The sequence below is a fragment of the Winogradskyella sp. genome, assembly GCF_965656915.1.
Taxonomy (GTDB): Bacteria; Bacteroidota; Bacteroidia; order Flavobacteriales; family Flavobacteriaceae; genus Winogradskyella.
Genome location: NZ_CBFHMI010000030.1, coordinates 1 through 21,366 on the forward strand (window position 1 = coordinate 1; position 21,366 = coordinate 21,366).

The following is a 21,366-nucleotide window of genomic DNA, read 5'->3' on the forward strand; positions in this document are numbered from 1 at the left end:
CTTGTTTTGAAGAATCACAGGACTCTGCAAGCATTATTAAAGCGAATAAGCTAAATAAAAATTTCATCTTAAAGTGTTTTGATAATGAAAGTTACACTTTTAATGCCAAACTCTTAAGACAACATCATAATTGCCTTTTTTAGAGAAGCAATGAAGATATCAATTTCTTGCTTTGTGTTGTAAAACATAAATGATGCTCTAATAGTCCCAGGAATTTGATAGAAATCCATTATTGGTTGTGCACAATGGTGCCCAGTACGCACTGCTATACCCATTTTATCTAGTATTGTACCAATATCATATGGATGAATTGAGCCAACATTAAAAGATATCACAGATGTTTTGTGCTCTGCGGTACCATAAATCTTCAATCCTTCTATTTGCAACAATTGTTCTGTTGCATATTCTAAGAGTGTATTTTCGTATGCAGCTATCGTATCAAACCCAATAGCATTCATATAATCTAAAGCAGCACCAAAAGCAATGCCGCCACAGACGTTTGGTGTACCAGCCTCAAATTTGTGCGGTAAACCTGCATATGTTGTTTTTTCAAAAGATACTTCTGCAATCATTTCCCCACCACCTTGATATGGTGGTAATTTTTTAAGCCACTTTTCTTTACCATATAGCATACCAATACCTGTAGGGCCACAAATTTTATGAGCTGAGCATACATAGAAATCTGCATCTAAAGCCTGTACATCTGGTTTAATATGAGGGCAAGATTGTGCGCCATCTATCAAAACTGCCGCGCCAACCGAATGTGCTTTTTGTATAATAGTTTTAATTGGGTTTATAGTTCCTAAAGCATTTGAAATATGATTAACAAAAACCAACTTGGTATTTTCATTTAAAAGCGAGTCAAATTCTGAAAGTATCAACTCACCATCTTCATTCATTGGGATTACTCTGAGACTTGCTCCTGTGCGTTCACACAACATTTGCCAAGGTACAATGTTACTGTGGTGTTCTAAGGCAGAAACCAATACTTCATCTCCTTTTTTTAATAAGTATGCAAATCCATTGGCTACTAAATTTATACCATGTGTGGTACCAGAAGTAAAAATAATCTCGTGCGCTTTAGCGGCATTAAAGTGCTTTTGAATTTTTGTACGAGCTTGCTCGTAAGCATCCGTAGCTTCTTGGCTCAACGCATGAACACCTCTATGAATGTTGGCATTATAATTAGAATAGTAATCAACAATTGTATCGATAACCTGCTTTGGTGTTTGTGAAGTTGCCGCATTGTCGAAATATATGAGTGGTTTTCCGTTTACAGCTCTATTTAGAATGGGAAAATCTTTTCTTATTTTTTGTATGTCTAGCATAATATCTAATTCCATATACAAAGATACAAAGCAAAGCATTTAAACTAAAACATATAACGCATAGCTTTTGGGCATTAAAGCAAAAAAACAAACATTTTTTGTAAATACATTTAAATAAAATGTATATTTGGCATATGTATAGTAAAGAATTAACAAAAGGAACCTTGCAACCAATCATTTTATCCGTAATTAATAATAAGGGTAAAATGTATGGTTATGAGATTACGCAAGAAGTGAAAAAGATGACCGCAGGTAAAATAGATATTTCTGAAGGCGCATTATACCCAATTTTACATAAGCTTGAAGCAAAAAAGGTTTTAGAGACCGAAAAGGTGTATATAGGTAAGCGTGTTAGAAAGTATTACAAAGTAACCAGAGAAGGGAAGAAAATGGTGGAAAGTGTTACAGAGGAAATTAATGACTTTATTAATACGCTTAACTTAATTTTTAATCCTAAACCTATATAAATAATGGAACTATCAGAAAAACACATCGTATTTATTGATAATAGCTTGTCCTTATATGGTGTTAAAGATGAAAATCTTAAAGAAGATTTACTAGACCACATTTGCACATATATTGAAGAGCAAGAAACAGGTGATTTTAATAAACTCTATCAACAAGCGTTACAAAAATTTGGTGGTTATACTAGTTTTCAAAATTTACAATTAGAAACAAATCATCAGAAATTAGCTAAAGAAATCATTACAGTGAATAAGTTGAAGTTCTCATTAGGCTTTGTTGTTATCCTTTTACTGGTTGTGAGTTTAATTTTTCAAATGATGAGCTGGCCTTATGCCAATGCTTGGTTGCTTGGTGCCATAGCTGTCTCGGTGTTAGTCATCTTACCAACGCATTTATATGCTAATTATAAAAAATCTATTCACAAATATTAATAAACAAATCTCTCATGAAAAAATCATTTTACATCTTAGGTTTTATAACCTTTTTTATTCTCGGTATTGGTGCTATGTTTGAGTTTTTAACTTGGCCATACAGAGGTGTTATTGTATTTATTGGGTTCTTATTTCTCAATTTTGGTCTTATACCAACCTATTTTTATCAAAAATATAAGCAATGTCAATCCTAAAATATAGTGTTGCATGTTTTGTTTTTTTGATTTTCTGCCATCTCAAAGCCCAAGAGAACATCTCAGAAAGTATTAACGAATTATTAAAAGTCTATGACTCTAATGGCGAGCCAGGATTAAGTGTTAAGGTTATAAGAGACGGCGAATCTATTTATTCCAAAGGTCTAGGACTTTCTAATTTAGATTATGATATTAAGAATTCCGATTCCACGGTACATAATATTGCATCAATTACAAAGCAATTTACGGCAGCAGCTATTTGGGCATTAATCAATGAAGATAAACTAAGTTTAGAAGATGATATAAGAACTTATTTTCCAGAATTTCCAGATTATGGGGAAGTCGTTAAAATCAAACATTTATTAAATCACACCAGTGGCATAAGAAATTATCATACATTAATGTATTTGTCAGGTTTTGACTATGATAACAATTATTACGACAATAACACGGTTTTAGAATTAGCAAAACGGCAAAAAAATCTTAACCATTCGCCAAATGAAAAAGTAAGCTATTCAAACACCAATTATAATTTATTGACCATTATTGTTGAACGAATTTCAGGACAAAACTTGAATGACTATTTAAGACTTAAAATACTAGAACCTTTAAAAATGAATTCTACATTTGTAAGGGTAGAGCACGGAAGACCTATAAAGAACCGAGCGATAGGATATGCACCAGATGGTAATGGATTTAAATACTCAGTCAATAATCAACTAAGTTATGGTGCAGGTAGCATGGGTTCTACAGTCAATGATTTGGCGATTTGGACGCAAATGCTCAATGAACAAGTTTCAGAATTTAAACCTTTAGCACAATTTTTAAAACAAACCGAAACTTTAAACTCAGGAGATAGGGCTAACTACGCACGAGGATTAACAATTGATAATTATAAAGGATTTGAAGCGGTTGGTCATAGCGGTTATGGTTTTGGAGCTCGTTCTCATTTAATTGCTGTTAAGAAAAAGCAGTTGGGCGTTATAGTCTTAACAAATACACAAACTATTGATGCGACGCGTATAGCTTATCAAATTTTAGATATTCTTCTAAAAGATGAAAAAATGAAAGCAGAAAAAGCTATTCACTTTTCATTTAAAAAACAAGATATTAACAAATTTACCGGAGAATTTAAAGAAGTAAATAGTGACATGACCATGAAACTATTTGTAGAAAATGACACTTTAAAAGCTTTGGGTTCAATGGGTAAAATACCAGTTGCTCTTGTACAATACGCCACAAATAAATTCCATAGATTACAAAGCGAAAATGTTAAGTATGATTTTACAGCGTCACCCAATCATGATATGGTAATTTCATTTGGTGGAACACCATTTTATTTTGAACACGCCCAATTTATTGATGCCACTTCAGTAAATGTAGAAGATTTTATAGGTGACTTTTATTCAGAAGAGTTAGGCGTTAACTATCATTTTTACACAGAAGAAAATATGCTTAAACTAAGCTATAAAGAAAACGAAACGATTTCACTAAAACCGATTCAATTAAATCAGTTTGGTAATGGTGACAGAACGTTATATCATTTTGTAAAAGATAAAAACAATAAGGTTATAGGAATGCTCTTGTCTTGCGATGGCACTGTAAAAGACATTGTTTTTAAAAAGAAAAGGATTGCTGACTAGCAATCCTTCTTAAGTAATATTATTGTTTATTGTGAAATTTATAAATCAAACCCAATATTAACACCTAACTTGCTAGCAATAAGCTTGGTAATTCTATTTTTCAATTCAGGAATTTTTACCGAATCCAAAACGTTATTACTAAAAGCAAACATCAACAGAGCTCTGGCTTCTTTTTCTGGTATACCACGAGAACGCAAGTAAAACATTGCACTTTCGTCTAATTGACCTATTGTACAACCGTGAGAACATTTTACATCATCTGCAAAAATTTCTAATTGCGGTTTTGTGTTTATGCTCGCTTTGTCGCTAATTAAAATATTGTTATTAGCTTGGAAGGCATTTGTTTTTTGTGCTTCCTTTTCAACGACAACCTTACCATTAAAAACGCCAGTTGCTTTATCATCGAAGATACCTTTATAATCCTGATGACTTTCACAATTAGGTTCTATGTGATGAACTAACGTGTTATGGTCTACATGTTGCTTATCTCCAATGATAGTAATACCTTTCATTGTAGAATCAATACGCTCACCATTTTGATAAAAATTGAGATTGTTTCTCACTAACTTTCCACCAAATGAAAACGTATGAACTTTAGCTATACTTTCTTGTTTTTGATTGACAAACGTATTATCAATTAATGACGCTGTTTGTCTGTCATTCTGAATTTTATAGTAATCTACAATAGCGCGTTTATTAGCAAAAATTTCTGTAACACTATTTGTTAAAACCGGATTGTCGGTTAAACTCTGATGACGTTCAATAATCTGAACGTGAGAGTTTTCGTCTACGACTACTAAATTACGTGGTTGCAACATTAATGCTGCCTCATTACCGGTTGAAAAGTGAATAATTTGAATAGGTTTTTCTACCAATTTATTCTTTGGGATATGTATATAAGCTCCTTCTGCTGAAAATGCTGTATTTAATGACGATAATCCACCTTTAGGCGCAATTTTATTAAAATAATTTTCTATAACAAGCCTGTACTTTGGCTTTGATAATGCCGCAGACATTAAACACACATCTATACCATCGTGTGTGGTTTGAGACAAATGAGACGAGTACTTACCATCAATAAATATAATTTTGTATGCGTCTATATCGTGTATAAAGTACTTTTTTACATCTTTAAATTCTAAAGCATTTTCGTGCTTTGGAAAAACACTATAGTTGTGCTTAAGTATTGAATTTAACGAGGTATATTTCCATGCTTCTTGACGCTTACTTGGAAAACCTTCAGCTTCAAAAGTTTTTATAGCTTCTGTTCTAATATCATGTACTGGAGAATCAACATCTACAGTGTCTTCAAAAGCCATAAAAGAGGATACTAACTTTTCTTTTAATTCCATTTGCTTAATTTTTAAGCGTTTACTTCTTCTTTAATCCAATCGTAACCTTTCGCTTCTAATTCGTGTGCTAATTCTTTTGTTCCGGACTTTACAATTCGTCCATTGTGCAGAACGTGCACAAAATCGGGTTCTATATAATCTAATAATCTCTGGTAATGTGTAATAATAATTACAGCATTGTCTTTAGATTTTAATTTATTCACACCATTAGCAACAATACGAAGCGCATCTATATCTAACCCAGAATCAGTTTCATCTAAAATAGCTAGTTTTGGCTCTAACATTGCCATTTGAAAAATTTCGTTACGTTTCTTTTCTCCACCAGAGAACCCCTCATTTAAGGAACGTGATAAGAACTTACGATCTATTTCCAGCATTTCAGATTTCTCACGAATCATTTTTAGCATTTCGTTAGCTGGCATGTCTTCAAGACCTTTCGCTTTGCGCGTCTCATTGATTGCTGTTTTCATAAAGTTGGTCACACTAACTCCAGGAATTTCTACAGGATATTGAAACGATAAAAACACACCTTTATGAGCACGTTCTTCAGCAGATAGCTCATCTATATTTTCACCTTCTAATAATATTTCACCTTTATCTACTTCATACTCTTCTTTACCAGCAACAACTGATGCTAGAGTACTTTTACCAGAACCATTTGGTCCCATAATAGCGTGTACTTCTCCTGGTTTAACATGAAGGTTAATACCTTTTAAAATTGCTTTGTCTTCTACACTTGCGTGCAAGTTATTTATTTTTAACATAATCTTAATTTGCTAATTTTATAACGTCGTCTTTATTTGTATCTGGTGCTTCGACCTTTAATATTTCCTTAATTTCTACCATATATGGCCAGGCACTACTTTTATCTGTGTTTACTAATTTTTTAACACGGATAGTAACGTTTACCATATCATATATATCTGTTTTTAGGGGCTTTACCTGCTCCTCTAATAACTTCATGTTATCATCTACAACAACACTATAAACCGTATTATCATTTTTTTGGATAACAGCAGCATTTTTAGCTTCATCAAAAACGAAGTCGCCTTTTATGGTGATGAAGCCATCATTCTGATCATAAGACTTCGACCTGTTTTCTTCTAGATTTACCTCTTGTTTAGCTTCACTTTTGCAAGCAAGTACAAGGACGCACAAGATTATATTGAAACTGATTTTTTTCATTGAATTAATTTTTATCCTACCGAACCTTCTAAACTTATTTCTAATAATTTTTGAGCCTCAACAGCAAACTCCATTGGTAATTTGTTTAGGACCTCTTTACTGAATCCATTTACAATTAAAGCAATAGCTTTTTCTGTGTCTATACCACGTTGATTACAATAGAAGATTTGATCTTCACCAATTTTACTGGTTGTAGCTTCGTGCTCTATTTGAGCCGTTTTATTTTTTGCCTCTATATATGGGAATGTATGTGCTCCACACGCATTACCCATTAATAAACTATCACATTGAGAAAAGTTACGCGCATTATCTGCTCTAGAGTTAATTTGTACTAATCCACGGTAAGAGTTTTGTGATTTACCTGCAGAAATACCTTTAGAAATGATCGTAGATTTTGTATTTTTTCCTAAATGAATCATTTTAGTACCTGTATCTGCTTGCTGGTAATTATTTGTAACAGCAATAGAATAAAACTCACCCACTGAATTATCGCCTTTTAATACACAAGATGGGTATTTCCATGTTACGGCAGATCCTGTTTCTACCTGTGTCCATGAAATTTTCGCATTGTTTTCGCAAAGTCCTCGTTTAGTCACAAAATTAAAGACACCACCTTTACCTTCAGAATTTCCCGGATACCAGTTTTGTACCGTCGAATATTTTATTTCAGCATCATCAAGAGCAATTAACTCCACCACAGCAGCATGTAACTGATTTTCGTCTCTACTTGGTGCTGTACAACCTTCTAAATAACTCACATAACTGCCTTCGTCTGCAACCACTAAAGTTCTTTCAAACTGACCGGTTCCTGCTTGGTTAATTCTAAAATATGTTGAAAGTTCCATAGGACAACGGACTCCTTTTGGAATGTAACAGAAACTACCATCACTAAATACCGCTGAGTTTAATGCCGCGTAAAAATTATCTTTTTGTGGCACCACAGTACCGATGTATTTCTTAACTAATTCTGGGTGCTCCTGAATGGCTTCAGAAATACTCATAAAGATGATTCCTTTTTCCGCTAAGGTCTTTTTAAAAGTCGTCGCAACAGAAACAGAATCTACAACGACATCCATAGCCACACCTGCTAATTTTTTCTGCTCATCGAGAGAAATACCTAATTTTTCAAAAGTGGCTAATAGTTCTGGATCTACCTCATCGATACTATCGTATTTAGGTTTACTGTTGGGCGCAGAATAATATGAAATAGCCTGAAAATCTGGTTTTTCATAATGCACATTTGCCCATTCAGGTTCAGTCATTTCTTTCCAAACTTTAAAAGCTTCTAATCGCCATTCCGTCATCCATTCTGGTTCGTTTTTTTTCTTAGAAATTGCTCTAACAATTTCTTCATTTAAACCAATTGGAAATGTTTCTGACTCTATATCTGTGTAAAAACCATATTCGTATTCTTTGGTTTTTAACTCTTCTCTTAAATCGTCTTCAGTATACTTTGACATCTTTTTCTAAATTTTTTTAAAGTGAAAATGATTCACCACAACCACAAGTTCTATTGGCATTAGGATTGTTAAAGACAAAACCAGTTCCATTTAAACCACCAGAGTACTCTAAAGTTGTTCCGATGAGGTATAGAAAGCTCTTTTTGTCAACAATTATTTTTATGCCATTATCTTCAAAGACCTTATCGTCTTCAAGATGTGAGTTATCAAATTTTAAATCGTAAGACAAACCAGAACAGCCACCACTTTTAACACCAACTCTAACGAAATCAGTGTCAGAATTATAGCCGTCGTCAGTCATTAGTTCAATGACTTTTTTCTTTGCTTGTTCAGAGACTTTAATCATAATGTTTAACTAGATTAGTTCTAAATAGAATGCAAATATACAATATAAGGAAGGTTTAACCATATTTACTAACATTATATTAGCATATGATTTAATAGGATATAGCTATAGAAAAAAATGAGTGTTTGCGAGTGTTTTAAGAACTCAATATTAATCGGGAAAGACGAAGTCTAAGATGATACAATTCTCTTAAGGTTGATTGTATTTCTTCACTAGCAATTTTGGTTTCAATAAAATTACCTTTTGAGTCTGTATGAGTTACGGTACCACAATTACAGCATTTTAATTCTGTAGAAGATTTAGGAGACGTTTCTGATTTCACATAATTGTGACCAAAAACGGCACACGAAAGTGCGTTGTCTGAAGTAGGTTTCATCTCTTTAATACATTTGGGATAATTAAATTAGTAAAAACCGTTACAGATTAGACAGATTTCACCTACTTTTCGATGAAATACATACTATTTTAACCAAATTACTAAGCTTTTTAATCTTGAAAATCGGGATTATTAAGAAATGAAGGGTCTGAAAGCGTTAGTAGAAATGCAATTAAATCTGCTTTTTCTTGTGGCGATAACTGTACACCTCCTTCATCTATTTTTTTCATAAGCGGATCAATAGTAGGAGAGTTTTGTAAACCTTCGCTATAATGATCAATGACTTCATCCAGTGTTGCAAATCTTCCATCGTGCATGTAAGGCGCAGAATAGGCTAAATTACGTAGTGAAGGTGTACGGAATTTACCATTATCATTAGGATCTCCTGTAACTTCGCCTAAACCTAAATCTGTAAATGTTGCATCTAAGCCGTTGTTGTGAAAATCATTATCTGTCCACAATGGATTGTTCGGATTCCCATGACAATGAAAGCAATCTCCTTTATCTTCTCTTAAAAAAATATCTAAGCCGTTTAATTCTTGTGGTGTTAGACTTTCTTCTCCCAAAGAATATTTATCAAATTTTGAACTGGCTGAAATTAGTGTTCTTTCAAATTGAGCAATGGCTTTTGTTGTTAGTTCTTGTGTAATTGTGTTAGTGTTAAATGCTAAGCGAAACAGTTCAGGATATTCGGGATGATTTTGTAATCTATCGACAACATTGTCCCAATTACTATGAAGTTCAATAGGATTCTCAACTGGCTCAACAGCTTGTCTTTCTAAACTCAAAGCAGAGCCACCCCAGTTAAAACGTTCGTTGTAATTCCAGGCCAAATTGAATAATGGCATGGAATTTCTTGTCCCAAAAACACCATCAATTCCGACACTTGTTGGTGTATTATCCGTAAATGTATTTTGAGGTTTGTGGCAACTTGCACAAGACTGTGTGCCATTTTCAGATAGTATTCTGTCAAAAAACAGTTTTTTCCCTAAGACTATCCCTTCTAATGTTTGCGGATTATCATTAGGTATGATTGGTGAAATAATATTTTCGGCAAATAATTCCGGAATATTTAAAGGTTGCGGTGTTGGTTCATAACCATTACTATCATCACTTGAGCAACTTATTGATAGAAGCGCAATGCAAACAATATGTAACCAATAACCTCTCATTTAATCAATGGAATATTGTAATACACTATTTAGACTAAACACACTTTGTCCATTCTCATACATTAATATTTGGGCTGCAGAATTTGGCATTAGCATCTGATTTAAAACATTTAAATCCCATACATTTGGATTTTTAAACCATTCAGAAATATCCATGGAAACTCTAATTTCTGAGTTTACGGAAAGATCTATACTTCCTAAATCAACTTCAAAAAAGGTGTCTTGAGGAAAGGTAGGGTTTGGTCCAGGATTATCAGCGGCTCTTATAGCATGATAATTATAGCCTTGTTCTTCCATGCTAGCATTAATGAATTTACCATCTAATTGCATATAATGATAGCCACCACCTAACATGTCTGGAACGTTAAATGACGCTGAGTTTAAGTCTGGATAATTTTCTGCATTATCTTCATTGTCTAATCCAAAAGTGAAGGAGACATTGTAAGTGCCTGCAGGTAATTCCGTTTCAGGAGTAAATATAACATCATTATTAGTGACATCCACAAGATTGTGATTGTCTAAGATAATTGGGTCACCAGTTAACGGAGTAAATGAAATGTCTGAGATTACGTATCTCAATCGTTCAATACTCAATAAATCTCCATTGGCATTGGTATATTGAATAGCATCAAAATTTATATTTGATATTAAAGATCCATCCCAGTAGTGCATGAATGTAAAAGTGGTAGACACTTTATCGGCCTCGTTATTATCGTCACTATTACTACAAGAAAACCCTAACACTGCTATTGCTAAGCATACTATTAATTTTTTCATTTTAATTAAGCTTTATCACTAATAAATCTTTAAATCCTTTATTTTCTATAACATCACCATCATCACTGGTTGTGTCACCAACAGCAACGACCGATTCATCATTTAGTTCTGCCACACCATATGCAAAATCTATATTAGAACCACCAATTGTTCTTTCCCATTCTAAGCTACCATTATCATCTACTTTTACAACCCAGGCATCATTTTGACCTTTATTTTCAGATACATCAATGTCATTACTTCTGGAGCTACCTGCTAATAAATAACCATTGTCTTGAGTTTTTACCAAAGCACGTGCGACGTCAAAACTAGATCCGCCAATGGTTTTTTCCCAAAGTAAATTTCCATTGGGTGAGATTTTAATTAGCCATAAATCTGCAGCTCCGTTATTGGATGAAATATCATTATCACTACTTCTTGTGTCTCCAGCAATAACATAATTTCCGTCATTGGATTTTACAATGGCTCTAGCTTCATCGATTTGGTCTCCGCCAAAGGACTTTTCCCAAACCAATTCGCCACTTGAAGAGATTTTAATAACCCAAAAATCATAAGACCCAATGTTGTTTGATATATCAGTATCATTACTATCAGATCCACCAACAATTATATACCCATTATCCTCAGTTTGCACGGCTGATTCTGGTATGTCTGTAAAGTTCCCACCGAAGTATTGACTCCATTCAAGCTCTCCTTGTGCATCTAATTTTAATGCCCAGTAATCGCCACCAGCATGTCTATTATTTGTTCTCGAAGTATTACCTTGTCCACCTGATGCTGTTACATCTAATATTCCACTGATAAAGTAGCCTGAATCACTAGTTTGAATAACAGATAATCCTGAATCGGCTCCTTGATAACCAAACGATTTTTGCCATAACATATTTCCTGAAGCATCTAGTTTTGCTAACCAATAATCTTGTAAACCAAAATTTTCTGTCACATCACCATCATTGCTAAAACTATGACCCAAAATAGCATAACCACCATCTAGTGTTTGTAGGATGGAACGACCTCTGTCATCTGCCGACCCTCCATAGGTTTTATTCCATATAATGTCGTTTTGAGCATTAAATTTTATGACCCAGTAATCAAAACTATCATTTTGCTTATCTGTAATATCGAAATCTGAACTTTGTGTATATCCTAAAATAGCATAGCCACCATCATTTGTGGCAATTATAGATTGACCACTTTCATTATTACTCCCACCGAGTGTTATTACTGACTCAACTTTAATAGAATCTGATTGCGCATCATCATCACTGCTGCAGCCTAAAAAAATTAAAGCAACGACAATAAATTTGATGTATAATGACCATTTGTACATAATTAGTTTGTTGGTCTGATGATAAATAAGCCTCCTTCTATATCGCTTACAACAATATTACCACTTTCAAAAAATGGATAAATATTCCAGGCACCATGAAAATCGGTTTCGTCATCAGGAATATAAGTGTCAAAAAATCCTGTCTCAACCATAACACCAGCATCAATTCCAGATACATCCACAGCTCTTACACCAGCAGCATAATTAGCGATGTAGAATGTATCTCCTACAACATAACCGTTATGATCAATTGAAGGTGTAGGACCAAAGTAATCCATATGAAACACTGGGTTATCAAGATCAGAGAAATCAAAAACAATAGTTCTGGTGTTGCCACCAAAATTAATTTCATCGACTTCATCTCCAAGTAAAAAGTATTCCATGTTGTCTGTAAACCATCCTTGATGCGTATAACCAATATCACTATACGCTATCGTTGAGATTTGACTAGGTGCATTTTTATCAGTCACATCTACGATAACCACTTCATTTTCATTGCTACCAATTAATATCTCTCTACCAATATAGTCGGTGTCAGGTCCATCGTAGGTGACCACCTGAGCATCGTGAGAATAAGAAGCGTTGGCATAACCACCAGCAGCGGTCGGTGATGTTGGATTTTGAATATTTACAAAATGCGGACCGCCGTTAAATGTTAGCGAACCAACAACGTAAGCATATCCACTGTCTTCATTGATGATAATATTATGTGAGCTGCCAAATTCAGTATATAAAGCATCTGCGGTAAATGATTCAGGAGGATTGGTTACATTTCTTAAACGCGTTAAGTCAAAAACCTGCATACCATGGCCAGGAGCTTCACTCACAATAAAGGCATGGTTGTTATAGGTTTTAACATCTCTCCATAAGCTATTCGATGTTGCTGTAGGTAGGCTTCCTAAAAATATAGGGTTAGCAGCATCAGTAACATCTACAAAAGCGGTATTGGTTGTTGTACCAACCAAAGCATATTCTCTACCAGTATCAGGATCGGTCCAGCCCCAAGAATCATTACCTTCTGCACCATCTCCTCCTAAAATATTTACTGGTATTTGACTCATTAAATCAAAACCATTACAAGGATGATTGTTGGCAAATCCATTAATACATGGAAATTGTGGCACAATTGTATTGTCATCGCAAGCATCACCAATACCATCATTATCACTATCTTCCTGGTTTGGATTTGGAAATGTTGGACAATTATCATTTACATCTAATATACCGTCATTATCATCATCTTCATCACAGGCATCACCGAAACCGTCACTATCTGTATCAATTTGATTGGTGTTAGGTACATCTTTACAATTATCAAATGCATTTACAATGCTGTCATTGTCAAGGTCTGCATTGCTTGGGTTTACAGGCTCGTCTTCAGAACAACTTAAGTTCAAAATCATAATCACTAAAGCGAGTGGAAACAAGATTTTCTTTAGGGCATACATAAATAGAATATATTTTTTAGCAAATTAATGCAAAAATTGCACATGTAATAAATTGCGTCATAAATTATACCAATAATACCTTGGTATTAAAAAAACATAATATTTTTGCAACATGCTAGAAGATAAAAATCCACAACGTACTCCTTTAAGCGAGTTAGGAGAATTTAAGTTAATAGAACATCTCACAGAGAATTTTAAAGTCACCCAAAAATCAACCATTAAAAGTATTGGTGATGATGCGGCCATTTTAAATCATGGTAAAAATCAGGTAGTCGTATCTACAGATTTATTGGTAGAAGGAGTCCATTTTGATTTGAGTTATGTACCACTAAAGCATTTAGGCTATAAAGCCGTCATTGTGAATCTATCAGATGTTTATGCCATAAATGCTATGGCGACTCAGGTGACCGTATCTATTGCAGTCTCTAACCGTTTTCCACTTGAAGCTTTAGAAGAATTATATTCAGGAATTGAAACAGCAGCAAAATTATACAATATTGATGTTGTCGGTGGTGATACCACGTCTTCAACATCTGGATTAATAATTTCAGTCACAGCTATTGGTGAGATAGAAAAAGGAAATGAAGTCTTAAGATCTGGTGCAAAACCAAATGACCTATTGGTTATTACAGGTGATATTGGTGGTGCCTATATGGGTTTACAAGTATTAGAACGCGAAAAGGAAGTGTTTAAAGTAAATCCTAATAGTCAGCCAGACTTATCTATGTATTCATATATTATCGAACGTCAATTGAAACCAGAAGCTCGAAAAGATATTGTTGAGTTACTCAAACAATTAGAGGTGAAGCCAACGAGTATGATAGATATTAGTGATGGTTTATCTTCTGAAGTCATACATCTTTGTAAGCAAAGTAAGGTTGGAGTAGATCTTTATGAAACTAAAATTCCTCTAGATCCACAGGTCATTTCTACATGCGAAGAGTTTAATATAGATAGTACGACTATTGCTTTAAATGGTGGTGAAGATTATGAGTTACTTATGACAATTTCTCAGGAAGACTATCCTAAGATTAAAGGCAATCCTAATTTGACAGTTATAGGATATATGACAGAAGAAGTTAATGGGATGCACTTGGTGACAAGAGCAGAAGAGAAAATTCCGATTATAGCGAAGGGTTGGAATGCGCTTAATGATCAGCCATAAAAAGCTTTTGACCTTTTTCGAGACGTTTTTTGTGAACGCGATTTAAAACAGAATTAATTTCTTTAAATTTTGGAGTTAAAGGAATGAATTTTCCATTGCCATCTATAGTCATTTCAGACCTGCAATTTTTGCATTTGTACTCTTTAACATGGTATGTTATATTTTTTGACACCTGATAATCGTGACCAAATAACGAGCAGTATACATTCTTCATTCTAAACTTATCTTCTTATGGGATTAAAATACTAGGGACTTTAAATATAAGAAAATGAGTTGTTCACATGTTATGAACAATTAATAAATCGATGAACGGAGTGTTTTTTGCTTCAAACGTCTCATTCTTATAGTATAGATTTGTTCTAAAGCAGAATTAATGTCTTTGTATTTTGGCGTTAATACGCGGAGTTTACCATTGCTGTCTGTAGTTAATTGTTTTTTGCAGCATTTGCAGGTATACTCTTTTACATGATTGGTGACTTTTTTAGTGACCTTATAATTGTGGCCAAAAAAGTCGCAATAGAGTTTAGTAGGTGTCATGGTAGATTTGTTTTATCATAATTTTTTTGGTTGAGTAAACTTAGAAAAAAAAGTAATTAAAAACGTTTAAGAGAACTATTTTTCGATAAAACGTAATAAAAAGTAAGATAATTCTGATTTATTTTCAATATGACTCATATGCCCTTCTGATAATTCTTCAAAATCAATAGTAGTATTATCTACTTTAGCTCTCAGCTGTTTTGAATTCACCAAATTGTCTTTTTTACCAACGATAAGAAGTTTATGTCCTTTGATATTTTTAAAAACTTCCAAACGATTAGGTCGCAGCATCATACCTTCTTGTGCTGCAATATAACCTTGCACTGACGTATTAAGAGCTATTTGCAGTGTTGTTTGATATTCATACTTAAAACTTATTCTACTTTCAGGAGCAAACAAATTAGCAAACGATAGTCGTACCAAATTATCATAATTGGTTTTTGCCATTTCATTGGCACGAGTTCTTAAAAGCTGACGATCTTTATCATCCGCTTCAAATGTAGAATTCATTAAACACAAGCCTTCAAAAAGCTGAGGTGCTTTTTCTGCTAAAGCCAAAGCCACATAGCCTCCCATAGAATGACCAACCACATGCGCTTTTTCAATTTTTAAGTGAATCAATACGGCAAGTACTGCATCAGCCATATCTTCCATAGTGTGCACATAACCAATACAGTCTGTTTGTCCATGACCTAAAAGATCTATACAAATCACCTGATGACTTCTTGAAAATTCAGGAATAAAATCGTTCCACATATCTATGGTTTCTAAAAAACCATGTAGTAAAACTAGGGTAGGGCCATCACCTGAAACTGTATAATGAATGGTACCATTTTTATAATCGAGATTCATAATTACAAAGATATATTTTGAAAGTCGTTAGTCGCAAAATCGAGTCGACATTTATTATATTTACCCATAATTGAATTTTTAACAATAATGTCATTCTGTGCAAAGCGATGAATCTCTGTTTTATGAGATTTCTCACATCTGTTCGAAATGACAGAAACCGATGTTTTCATGAATTTAAAACACATACTTTCACTTATAGTTTTAATTATGGCATTTACTTTAAATGCTCAAATTAAAGAAGCCGAACTCGACAACCTCATTAAAGAAACCTTAACCACGTTTGATGTACCTGGTATTTCTGTCGGCATTTTTAAAGACGGAAAAGAAGTTTACGCCAAAGGTCATGGAGTCCGTTCGTTAAGCACTCAGAAAGACATGAATTCTGAAACGTTGGTTGGTGTGGCATCCAATAGTAAAGGATTTACATGTTTCGCTTTAGCCATGATGGTCGATGCTGGAAAACTAAATTGGGACGACCCTGTTCGTAAGCACATTCCAGAGTTTCAATTACACGATCCTTGGGTCACAGAGAATTTCACAGTAAGAGATTTAGTAACTCATAGAAGCGGTATGGGCTTAGGTGCTGGTGATTTAATGTTCTTTCCGGAAGGCAATGATTTCGATGTTGATGACGTGATTAACGGAGTAAAATACTTAGAACCAGAAACCTCATTTAGAAGTAAATTCGCTTACAACAATAACATGTTTATCATTGCTGGTGAAGTTTTAAAACGTGTGAGCGGATTATCTTGGGAAGACTTTATTGAAACTAAGATTCTGAAACCTGTTGGGATGACCAACTCTAAAGCGTCTTATAATCGTGTGACTGATAAATCAAATATCATAGATGCACACACCAGAGCAGAAGGCAATGTGATTCAAATTCCGCACGACTGGAGTGAAACCGCAAATGCAGCCGGAGGTATTTTGAGTAATGTGCACGATATGATGACCTGGGCGAAATTTTTAATGAACGATGCTGTAACCGAAAGTGGAGAACGCTTATTGGATAAAAACTTATTTCATGAGTTGTGGCAACTACAAACACCATTAACGGTTCGTCCTGGTGATTGGTACGATTCTAATTTTAGAGGCTATGGTTTAGGTTGGTTTGTTACTGACGTTAAAGGTGGACACAAACAAGTCTATCATACTGGTGGTTTATTAGGAACCGTAACACAGTTTACGATGATTCCGGATTTAGATTTGGCGATTGTAGTGTTGACCAATCAAATGAATGGTTCGGCTTTTAATACCATTACCAACACGATTAAAGATTCGTATTTAGGTTATGAAAATAGAAATTGGCTTGGAAGGTATGGAACTCGTAATACGGATTATTTAAAATACAATGATAGTATTAAAGCTGATGTCTATGCTAAGGTTGAAAAAGCAAAAACGCATCTAACCATTCCAAGTCCTGAGCAAATTGTTGGTACTTATACAGACGATTGGTTTGGTGATATCAGTATTTCTCATGATGGAACTAGCTATAGCATAAAATGCGAGCGCTCACCAAGACTCTTTGGCGAATTATTGCCGTACAATGCAACGACCTTTGTCGCTAAATGGAACAATAGAAGCTTTGATGCCGATGTCTTTGTGCAATTTACCTTTAATGAAAAAGGTGAAGCCGTTTCAGTAAGCATGAAATACATCGCACCTATTACCGATTTCAGTTTTGACTTTCACCATTTAGAACTTGTAAAGACCAATTAATGAGCGATACTAAACGAATTTTTCTATTTGGGTTTGCATTATTTGCAGGGTTTTTTGGAGCAGGAAATTTAATTCTACCACCATTTTTAGGTTTTAATTCGGGATCCGATTGGTGGTTGGTGGCTATTGGATTTTTAGTAACCACCACTGTAATTCCGATGCTATCCCTTTTTGGTCATGCGAAACTACAAGGCTCTATGCTCGATTTTGGTAAAAAAGTATCTTCAAAATTTAGTCTGGTGTATTGCCTCATCATGTTTGTTATAATTATTGTATTGCCAGCTCCACGTACAGCAGCAGTAACGCACGAAATGGCTATTGCGCCACTATTTGGCACATCACCATTACTCACCAGTTGCATTTATTTTGCCTTGGTACTCGTTTTTGTACTAAACCGATCTAAAGCGCTTAATCTATTAGGTAAATTTTTAACACCGATTATCGTCATTATGGTTTTAACCATTGTGGTTTTAGGTATGGTATCACCACCAGACCTCATGCGCATCAGTAAGTTTGAAACACCAATTGTGGATGGCTTACTCGAAGGTTATCAAACTTATGATGCTATAGCCGGAATCCTTATGGGAGGATTCATTATTATGTCATTGAACAAGAATGAGGCGATTAGCTATGCCGAAAAGAAGATCATTATCGCCAAGTCTGGTGCTATTGCGATGTTTGGGCTCTTTGTGATTTATGTAGGCCTCATTGCTTTAGGAGCATTTTATAGCGACACTTTTGCTGCTGACATCACCAGAACTGATTTGTTATTGGGTTTATCACAAACCATGTTAGGAAACATTGGTGGCACTTTTGTGAGTGTTTTAGTGGCTTTAGCATGCTTTACTACAGCTGTGGCCATCGTCGTATCCTTGGGAGATTTCTTTAAGGCCTTATATCCGCAAAGGGAAAATATCTATACTTACATTGCCATCATTTGTTGTGTTGTAGGAGTGGTTATGGGTAGTTATGATGTTGGTTTTATTATAGACATTGCCATCCCAGCTTTATTACTCATTTACCCTATTTCTATAGCCTTAATACTTTTAAATATCCTACCAGACCAATTGGCAACACCACTGGTGTCGAGAGCTGTGGTTGTTACGGCTTTTGTGTTTAGCATTCCTGATGTGCTTGGTTATTTTTTACCCAAAGAAAGTTTACAACCAATGGTTGAGCTTATTCCTTTAGCAAAATACAGTTTAGGTTGGGTTTTACCTACTATAGTGGTGTTTGTCATTTCATCTTTAGTGCAATCTAAAAAAGTAAGTGTCTAATGAAGTACATGGGAAGCAAGGCACGTTTTGCCAAAGACTTATTGCTCATTATTTTAAAGGAAAGGCAACCCAACCAAGTCTATTTAGAACCTTTTGCAGGTGGTATGAATATGATAGACAAGGTTGATGGCATACGTATCGCTAACGACCAACACCAGGAACTCATGGCGATGTGGCAAGTGTTGATTTATGAGAATTGGGATCCACCACAACTAGTCAGTGAAGACGAATACCGACACATAAAATATAACCAAAACCAATACCCAAAACATTTAGTCGGTTATGTTGGGTTTAATTCGTTTGGTGGCAAATGGTTTGCAGGCTACCGACGCGATAAGGAGGGCAAACGCGATTATTGGGGCGAACATTACCGCAATATCACCAAGCAAGTCCCAAAACTCGATGGTGTGCAATTATCCTGTAAAACCTATACCAAATTAGACATCCCAAAACAATGTATTATCTATTGCGATCCTCCATATGCATCCACAACAAAATATCGCGATACCTTTGACCACGACCAATTTTGGCAGTGGTGTCGCCAACAAAGCAAAGCTGGTCACCACGTTTTTATAAGCGAATACAACGCACCAGAGGATTTTACATGTATTTGGGAAAAAGGGGCAAAAACGACCTTTTCCTGGCATGCTGAGAATGTATCAACTAAAGAAAGTATGGAGCGGTTGTTTGTTTATGGTGGGTGAATCTATTCTAATTGATGATTAGCTACAAAATAGGCGATATAGTCTTCAATTTTTGTACCTAAATAGTAAGGTAAATTCATCAATAAATACGCTTTTTTCCCAAAAGATGTGACATGTTCTTCAATAGAAAATTTTCCAGAATACATTCGGATAGCATAAGGATGATTAGTGCGTTCTACAAATTGATGCAGCGATTTTAGTTTTCCTTCTTTACCAGATTTTATTTCTATCGGAATTATTTTGTCTTTATAGTGAAGCACTAAATCAACCTCAGAAGATGATTGTGTTTTTTCTCTAACCCAAAAGTTAGGCTTTTTATAGCTCAATGAATTTAAAGATAACAACTCTTGGGTAATTAAATGTGGAATAATCGCACCTTTATAAGCAGTACTTAAGTCATCTAAGACTAGCATATCTGACTGAATGTTTAATTCATGATTTATCAAACCAGTATCAAGAAATTGTAGTCGAGGTGATTTTTTTAAATCTGGTTTTATAGGTGGTTCAGTAACTGTAGTTGGATAAATTAATTGAATAATACGAGCATCATTTAAGTTACGCATGGCTTCTCCAACCTCTCTAGATCGATAATTTGAATTTCCAAAGTTTTGAAATTTTATACGTTCATCTAAATATAGATGTGCAGTATCCATAATATGTTTTATAATTACCGCATCGGTATTATTGTTTGCATATTTCTCTATGTCATCTTTATAAGTAAGCCAAATACTTTCATAGATTTCGGGTAATGCGGTTAAGGTGTTTTTTTCTAAATAGGTACTCACCACTTCTGGCATACCACCAATAATAGCATACTCATGAAATATTTTTTTTAAGGTTTGATGCGCAAAATCTTTTACAGGTATTTGGTTAAGCAGATCTAATGCTTGAGTTTTACCTTTTGCCTCCACATATTCTAAAAAATTTAATGGATGTACATATAAGTAAGACACACGACCAACCGGAAAACTCTTTACCTTATCCATTACATGTTCTAGTAAAGAACCAGCCGCTATAACGTGTAATAGAGGCATATCTTCATAAAAGTAGCGCAATAAAGCGATGGCTTCTGGCGATTCTTGTATTTCATCTATAAACAACAACGTTTTAGTTAGTGATTCTGTCGTAATATTATACTCTAAAAATAGCGCATCTACGAGCGTTTTTACGTCTGTATAATCTTTAAAATATTGTAAATCAGAGGGACGCTCTAAGTTGAGGCTTATAAAGTGGTCATAATTTTTAGAAAAGGCATTTATCGTAGTCGTTTTACCTACTTGTCGTGCTCCTCTTAAAATAAGTGGTTTGCGCTTAGGATTAGATTTCCATTGCTCTAATGATTTGGTTATATGTCTTTTAAAGTTCAATTTTATGTACTAATTAATTTATTTGTAACAAAACAAGGGCAAATATATTATAAATACGTAACAAAACAAAGGTAAAATATATTGAAATTTGTATTAAAACAAAGGTAAATATAGTTTTAAATTAAGGTATTGTTTCTCAAAAGCTCAGAAATTGTAACTATTTTGATGGCGAAACCCACTTTTGCTTAGCATGCTGAGAATTTATCGACAAAGGTGAGTTTGGAGCGGTTATTTGTTT

The 21,366-nt window shown here is 34.4% G+C and carries 23 protein-coding genes; 8 read left to right on the forward strand and 15 right to left on the reverse strand.

Annotated elements, in window-relative coordinates:
- Positions 1 to 113: 113 nt before the first annotated feature.
- Positions 114 to 1,328 carry an aminotransferase class V-fold PLP-dependent enzyme gene (locus ACTG3Y_RS08710; protein WP_439152563.1) on the reverse strand — a complete coding sequence of 405 codons (1,215 nt, stop codon included), beginning with the start codon at positions 1,326 to 1,328 and terminating at the stop codon, positions 114 to 116.
- 134 nt (positions 1,329 to 1,462) lie between these two features.
- Here ACTG3Y_RS08710 and ACTG3Y_RS08715 point away from each other — a divergent pair, with 134 nt between their 5' ends.
- From ACTG3Y_RS08715 to ACTG3Y_RS08730, 4 genes are read left to right on the forward strand one after another with little or no spacing between them, the layout of a single operon-like run.
- On the forward strand, positions 1,463 to 1,795 hold the full coding sequence (locus tag ACTG3Y_RS08715) for a PadR family transcriptional regulator (RefSeq protein ID WP_439152538.1): 333 nt from the start codon (positions 1,463 to 1,465) through the stop codon (positions 1,793 to 1,795).
- A gap of 3 nt (positions 1,796 to 1,798) precedes the next feature.
- Positions 1,799 to 2,224 (forward strand): hypothetical protein, encoded by a 426-nt coding sequence (locus ACTG3Y_RS08720; RefSeq protein ID WP_439152539.1) that lies wholly within the window; start codon positions 1,799 to 1,801, stop codon positions 2,222 to 2,224.
- A 14-nt stretch (positions 2,225 to 2,238) separates the two neighbouring features.
- Complete coding sequence (locus ACTG3Y_RS08725) at positions 2,239 to 2,418, forward strand: hypothetical protein (RefSeq protein WP_431107916.1); 180 nt, start codon at positions 2,239 to 2,241, stop codon at positions 2,416 to 2,418.
- Positions 2,406 to 4,061 (forward strand): serine hydrolase domain-containing protein, encoded by a 1,656-nt coding sequence (locus ACTG3Y_RS08730; RefSeq protein WP_439152540.1) that lies wholly within the window; start codon positions 2,406 to 2,408, stop codon positions 4,059 to 4,061. Before ACTG3Y_RS08725 ends, ACTG3Y_RS08730 begins: the two co-directional genes overlap by 13 nt.
- A 38-nt stretch (positions 4,062 to 4,099) precedes the next feature.
- Here the strand turns inward: ACTG3Y_RS08730 and sufD are convergent, their stop codons facing one another.
- The 10 genes from sufD to ACTG3Y_RS08780 all read right to left on the reverse strand — a co-directional run bounded on the left by sufD (position 4,100) and on the right by ACTG3Y_RS08780 (position 13,507).
- The gene (gene sufD, locus ACTG3Y_RS08735; protein ID WP_439152541.1) at positions 4,100 to 5,413 is read right to left on the reverse strand and encodes a Fe-S cluster assembly protein SufD; all 1,314 of its coding nucleotides are present in this window, start codon (positions 5,411 to 5,413) and stop codon (positions 4,100 to 4,102) included.
- 11 nt (positions 5,414 to 5,424) lie between these two features.
- Positions 5,425 to 6,177, reverse strand: a complete 753-nt coding sequence (gene sufC / locus ACTG3Y_RS08740) for a Fe-S cluster assembly ATPase SufC (RefSeq protein WP_439152542.1) — start codon at positions 6,175 to 6,177, stop codon at positions 5,425 to 5,427.
- Between the two features lie 4 nt (positions 6,178 to 6,181).
- On the reverse strand, positions 6,182 to 6,598 hold the full coding sequence (locus ACTG3Y_RS08745; RefSeq protein ID WP_439152543.1) for a hypothetical protein: 417 nt from the start codon (positions 6,596 to 6,598) through the stop codon (positions 6,182 to 6,184).
- Positions 6,599 to 6,609: 11 nt separating this feature from the next.
- Positions 6,610 to 8,058, reverse strand: a complete 1,449-nt coding sequence (sufB, locus tag ACTG3Y_RS08750; protein WP_439152544.1) for a Fe-S cluster assembly protein SufB — start codon at positions 8,056 to 8,058, stop codon at positions 6,610 to 6,612.
- A gap of 16 nt (positions 8,059 to 8,074) precedes the next feature.
- On the reverse strand, positions 8,075 to 8,404 hold the full coding sequence (locus ACTG3Y_RS08755) for a HesB/IscA family protein (protein ID WP_439152545.1): 330 nt from the start codon (positions 8,402 to 8,404) through the stop codon (positions 8,075 to 8,077).
- A gap of 136 nt (positions 8,405 to 8,540) precedes the next feature.
- On the reverse strand, positions 8,541 to 8,780 hold the full coding sequence (locus tag ACTG3Y_RS08760; protein ID WP_439152546.1) for a hypothetical protein: 240 nt from the start codon (positions 8,778 to 8,780) through the stop codon (positions 8,541 to 8,543).
- Between the two features lie 110 nt (positions 8,781 to 8,890).
- Complete coding sequence (locus ACTG3Y_RS08765; RefSeq protein WP_439152547.1) at positions 8,891 to 9,952, reverse strand: cytochrome-c peroxidase; 1,062 nt, start codon at positions 9,950 to 9,952, stop codon at positions 8,891 to 8,893.
- A complete protein-coding gene (locus ACTG3Y_RS08770; protein ID WP_439152548.1) occupies positions 9,953 to 10,729 on the reverse strand; it encodes an MbnP family protein in 777 nt (258 codons plus the stop codon). It abuts the gene before it with no gap.
- Position 10,730: 1 nt separating this feature from the next.
- On the reverse strand, positions 10,731 to 12,059 hold the full coding sequence (locus tag ACTG3Y_RS08775) for a hypothetical protein (RefSeq protein WP_439152549.1): 1,329 nt from the start codon (positions 12,057 to 12,059) through the stop codon (positions 10,731 to 10,733).
- 2 nt (positions 12,060 to 12,061) lie between these two features.
- A complete protein-coding gene (locus ACTG3Y_RS08780) occupies positions 12,062 to 13,507 on the reverse strand; it encodes a choice-of-anchor B family protein (RefSeq protein ID WP_439152550.1) in 1,446 nt (481 codons plus the stop codon).
- Positions 13,508 to 13,619: 112 nt separating this feature from the next.
- Here ACTG3Y_RS08780 and thiL point away from each other — a divergent pair, with 112 nt between their 5' ends.
- Positions 13,620 to 14,672, forward strand: coding sequence for a thiamine-phosphate kinase (gene thiL, locus ACTG3Y_RS08785; RefSeq protein WP_439152551.1), 1,053 nt, complete (start codon positions 13,620 to 13,622; stop codon positions 14,670 to 14,672).
- Here the strand turns inward: thiL and ACTG3Y_RS08790 are convergent.
- The 3 genes from ACTG3Y_RS08790 to ACTG3Y_RS08800 form a co-directional block, all read right to left on the reverse strand.
- Positions 14,656 to 14,886: a hypothetical protein gene (locus tag ACTG3Y_RS08790; RefSeq protein ID WP_439152552.1), complete on the reverse strand. Its 231-nt coding sequence runs from the start codon at positions 14,884 to 14,886 to the stop codon at positions 14,656 to 14,658. The two genes, thiL and ACTG3Y_RS08790, sit on opposite strands and share 17 nt — an antisense overlap.
- Before the next feature lie 80 nt (positions 14,887 to 14,966).
- Positions 14,967 to 15,209, reverse strand: coding sequence for a hypothetical protein (locus ACTG3Y_RS08795; protein WP_439152553.1), 243 nt, complete (start codon positions 15,207 to 15,209; stop codon positions 14,967 to 14,969).
- A 75-nt stretch (positions 15,210 to 15,284) separates the two neighbouring features.
- The gene (locus tag ACTG3Y_RS08800) at positions 15,285 to 16,061 is read right to left on the reverse strand and encodes an alpha/beta fold hydrolase (RefSeq protein ID WP_439152554.1); all 777 of its coding nucleotides are present in this window, start codon (positions 16,059 to 16,061) and stop codon (positions 15,285 to 15,287) included.
- 147 nt (positions 16,062 to 16,208) lie between these two features.
- On the opposite strand from ACTG3Y_RS08800, the gene ACTG3Y_RS08805 reads away from it, so the two are divergent.
- The 3 genes from ACTG3Y_RS08805 to ACTG3Y_RS08815 are packed head-to-tail and all read left to right on the forward strand — an operon-like array spanning position 16,209 to position 19,761.
- A complete protein-coding gene (locus tag ACTG3Y_RS08805) occupies positions 16,209 to 17,780 on the forward strand; it encodes a serine hydrolase (protein WP_439152555.1) in 1,572 nt (523 codons plus the stop codon).
- Complete coding sequence (locus tag ACTG3Y_RS08810) at positions 17,780 to 19,057, forward strand: branched-chain amino acid transport system II carrier protein (RefSeq protein WP_439152556.1); 1,278 nt, start codon at positions 17,780 to 17,782, stop codon at positions 19,055 to 19,057. The genes ACTG3Y_RS08805 and ACTG3Y_RS08810 overlap by 1 nt, the downstream gene beginning before the upstream one ends.
- Positions 19,057 to 19,761 (forward strand): DNA adenine methylase, encoded by a 705-nt coding sequence (locus ACTG3Y_RS08815; RefSeq protein WP_439152557.1) that lies wholly within the window; start codon positions 19,057 to 19,059, stop codon positions 19,759 to 19,761. The genes ACTG3Y_RS08810 and ACTG3Y_RS08815 overlap by 1 nt, the downstream gene beginning before the upstream one ends.
- A 2-nt stretch (positions 19,762 to 19,763) precedes the next feature.
- Here ACTG3Y_RS08815 and ACTG3Y_RS08820 read toward each other — a convergent pair whose 3' ends face one another.
- Complete coding sequence (locus ACTG3Y_RS08820; RefSeq protein ID WP_439152558.1) at positions 19,764 to 21,128, reverse strand: ATP-binding protein; 1,365 nt, start codon at positions 21,126 to 21,128, stop codon at positions 19,764 to 19,766.
- Positions 21,129 to 21,366 lie beyond the last annotated feature (238 nt).